A 3,935-nucleotide genomic window follows, 5' to 3' on the forward strand; every position below is an offset into this window, starting at 1 on the left:
ATACCTGCGTAGATACCAAACACGGAACCGCCAAATAGAACATAATGGAAATGTCCTACAACATAATATGTGTCGTGGACGTGAACATCAAAAGGCGCTGTTCCCATCGTCACACCACTTAAGCCGCCCATGACAAACATGGATAACAAGCCAATGGCGAAAAGCATCGCACCTGTGAAGCGGATTTTACCACCCCAAAGGGTAGCAACCCAGGCAAAAATCTTCACGCCAGTGGGAACTGCAACTATAAGAGTGGAGATGGTGAAGAACATCCGCATCCAACCGGGTGTGCCACTGGTGAACATGTGGTGTACCCAGACGAACAAACCGACAACACAGATGGCTACACTAGAATAAGCGATCGCTTTATAACCAAAAATTGGCTTACGGGCGTGAACTGGAATTACCTCCGACATGATACCGAAGATGGGCAGAATCATTAAATATACTGCCGGGTGAGAATAAAACCAGAATAAGTGTTGATAAATTACAACGTTACCGCCTGCATCTGGTTTGAAGAAAGAAGTGCCAAAGTTGAGGTCAAACAACAGCAGAACTAAACCGGCTGCTAATACAGGTGTGGAGAGAAGCGCTAACAGGGAGGTTGCCAAGATTGCCCAGCAAAATAGGGGTACTTGATCCCATTTCATGCTCGGAACCTTCATCATCAAAATGGTGATCACAAAGTTCAGCGAACCCAAAATTGAAGAAGTTCCCACCAAAACGATCGCAAGTATCCACATAGTTTGAGCGATTGGCGCTGTCACCAAACTCAAAGGTGGGTAAGCTGTCCAACCAGATTGCGAACCACCAAAAATGAAACTACCTAAAATGAGCGCACCTGCTGGTGGATTTAACCAAAAGGCGATCGCGTTTAGCTTTGGAAACGCCATATCCCTAGCACCGACCATCAACGGCACTAAATAGTTACCAAATCCGCCAATAGCGCTAGGGACAATCCACAGGAAGATCATGATCGTCCCGTGATTGGTCATGAAAGCGTTATACAGATTGGGGTCGAGTACGTCTGCATCTGGTGTTGCTAATTCGACACGCAGAGCAACAGCCATCAATCCACCGATGAGATAAAACACAAACGCCGTCACTAGGTATTGGATACCAATAACCTTGTGGTCAACATTAAATGTAAAATAGTCCTGCCATTTCCACGCCTTCGGATGGGAGGTGTGGCCAGCCACCATTTTCGGTTTATTTTCTTCTGGTGGAGTATTCCGTGGAAATTCTACCTGCGTCATATTTTTGTCCTTTGTCCTTTGTCATTTGTCTTTTGTCTTTTGTCCTTTGTCTTTTGTCCTTTGTCATTTGTCCGTTGTCCGTTGTCATTTGTCAGTTACCAATGACTAATGACCAATGACCAATGACCAATGACCAATGACCAATGACCAATGACTAATGACTAATGACTAATGACTCTAAAGTTGCTGCGCTGATTCCCATCTCAAGGGTGTGGGGCGCGAGAAACTCTGATGTTGATAAGTCGGCTGGATTAACCCTTTGGGTTCGCGAGTTCCCCATCGCCGGAAACCGCCAAGACGGGGACTCGCTCACTGCAACGACTTGATTTAGGTTTTGCTGTTGAGCAATCTGGTTTTCTGTCCGCCAGCTATCATATTCTTCTGGTGTGTGGACAATTACCTGTGTCCGCATTGAACCGTGATAACCACCGCACAACTCAGCACAAACTACGGGATACGTACCTGGTTTGGTGGCAACAAATCGTAGTTCGGTAGGGATACCGGGAAGTGCATCTTGTTTCAAGCGGAAGTTTGGTACCCAGAATGAATGAATTACATCTTGTGCTGAAAGGTTGAGTTGCACATCAGCACCAACGGGTATGTGCAATTCCCCAGAGGTAATGCCACTATCAGGGTAATTAAATATCCAGGCATACTGTATGCCTTTGACATCAACAACTAAATCGGCTGGCTTGTCTAGGGTTTGAGGAGACGCGCCAATACCGATTGTTGGGGCAATTGTCGGGGCAGTTGTTGCTTCAGAGGTATCGCTTAATGTGGCTGCAAAAGCAGTTCCCGACTTATGAGCAACATGAGCTGCTGAATGAGGATGACCCGCAGGCTCAAAGCCGCCCATTCGGTTAAAAACATCTACGCTGTAAATGCCCAAACAAAGGACAATCACTGTTGGGATTGCTGTCCAAAAGATTTCTAAGGGAACGTTGCCTTCTACTCGCACACCATCGCTATCATCACCGCGACGACGACGAAACTGAATCAAAAAAAGTACAATTGTTCCTTCTACCACTAAGAAGAGTGCGATCGCAATGGTAAACATGACGTTAAAAAAACCGTCTACCAGAGGCGCTTGTAACGATGCTTGCACCGGCATCAAAGTGTGATTCTGACCAATCCAAATACTGATTGCTGTAACTACTATCCCAGCAACCAGAGTCCATAGTGAAACAGGAACTTGTTGCATACATGCTACCTGTGTAAACAGTCTTTAAAGGTGTGATTTTCTGGTATTAGGGGAGAGGTTACAGGTTACAGGTAATAGGAATTTATCTATTCCCTGTACCCTATTCCCTTGTTCTTTCCCATTCCCCATTCCCTATTCCCTTTTCACTTATTAACTTTCTAACGTGCAGCCATAAAAAAAGGGGGAAACTTCCAGATTTTTTCCATATCTTTCCCCCACAAACTTACAAATTATATTTCAACTCCTATGAAAAAGGTAGCCCCCTGCTCCCAGAAAAGCTAGTTGTTCCAAGAGGGCACTGTTAGACCTAATATTGATTAGGCTATATTAGCAGCAAGTTTAAATTTGTTAATAACTGACATTTTGCGATTTACGGATTTGTTTACTGTGAACTTTTTATTAGTTACAGCAAATACTTAATATTCCCCTCAAGTTACCTTGCCTAGCGCTTTTGCGCTTTATAAAAACAGTGCCTCCTTGAATGAACAACAATTTTAACTAACTTCAAAAACCTTAGTTGTTTAATGCAACATGCGTGTAGCAATTCTTGGGACAAATCCGTGAACATGCTTCACAACCAATACAGTTCTCTGGAGAAGTAACTGCCATTACTTTCCGTTCAATTTCTTCATCATCTTCATCTTCTACAAATTCGCCTTCTTCATTGAGCGCTTTCAAACCCAGCACATTGTAACCGCATACTTTTACGCATCTGCCACAACCGATACATTTATCCTTGTCAATTTCTTGAGCGAATTTTGGTGTCCAAGCCTTACCGCCAAATGTCAAACCTGTTAGCTGTGCCATGAATAATCCTTCGGCAATTTTGCCTTTCAATCTGTTTGTGCATTAATCATCATATTATCCTAATCTTTTATTTGTTTATATTCAAAAATCACTTTTTAGTCATCAAATTTCGATGACTTTGAACACAAAATTATATTGTTTTTGATTTCAAATTATAGATAGAAATTATTGATAATAATTGTCTAGTTGTAGGGAGCTAAAGTAGCTACTTACTACTGTGTATAGATAATTATTATTTCCAGCAGATACAAATATCTCTATAAGAGTGATGATATTCTTTTTCAAGTATTTTTTTGATTAGTCAGACAAATAGATGTAAATGGTAGTGGTTGATACAAAAACAAATGTTCGTGAGTTACATTTTCATATATGCAATATGTATTTTAAAAGCCAGTAAATTCTAATTTATTTTTAATTAATCTATTTAGATAAATGATGACAAAAGATATTATTTGTTTATTTAAAGAAAGTAAAGCTAATTATGAAGGAACTGTAAACTTAGTAGCAGAATCTTATCCTACATTAAATATTAAAATCATTAATAAATCAGATGAAATCCAACTATGGTAGACTTCAATATTTTCCAAAAACAGTTTATGGTCAAAGCTAAAATGTTCATCAAATTGAAATTTAAATAAATATTAAGATTTTTTTAAAGCTCGATACGAACA

3 protein-coding genes are annotated in these 3,935 nt (G+C 40.7%); all 3 read right to left on the minus strand.

Annotated elements, in window-relative coordinates; translation table 11 throughout:
• On the minus strand, positions 1–1,256 hold a 1,256-nt coding region (locus tag IQ229_RS16790), incomplete at its 3' end, for a cytochrome c oxidase subunit I (protein ID WP_194045611.1).
• 154 nt (positions 1,257–1,410) lie between these two features.
• On the minus strand, positions 1,411–2,457 hold the full coding sequence (locus IQ229_RS16795; protein ID WP_194045613.1) for a cytochrome c oxidase subunit II: 1,047 nt from the start codon (positions 2,455–2,457) through the stop codon (positions 1,411–1,413).
• A gap of 513 nt (positions 2,458–2,970) precedes the next feature.
• Positions 2,971–3,264, minus strand: coding sequence for a ferredoxin III, nif-specific (fdxB, locus tag IQ229_RS16800; RefSeq protein WP_190730863.1), 294 nt, complete (start codon positions 3,262–3,264; stop codon positions 2,971–2,973).
• Between the last annotated feature and the right edge of the window lie 671 nt (positions 3,265–3,935).

Source organism: Nostoc cf. edaphicum LEGE 07299, from assembly GCF_015207245.1.
GTDB classification, from domain to species: domain Bacteria; phylum Cyanobacteriota; class Cyanobacteriia; order Cyanobacteriales; family Nostocaceae; genus Nostoc; species Nostoc edaphicum_B.

What these genes read in the sequence shown, in the direction of transcription:
- fdxB (WP_190730863.1), bottom strand. Translation starts at nt 3,264, where the DNA reads ATGGCACAGCTAACAGGTTTGACATTTGGCGGTAAGGCTTGGACACCA.
- IQ229_RS16795 (WP_194045613.1), bottom strand. Translation starts at nt 2,457, where the DNA reads ATGCAACAAGTTCCTGTTTCACTATGGACTCTGGTTGCTGGGATAGTA.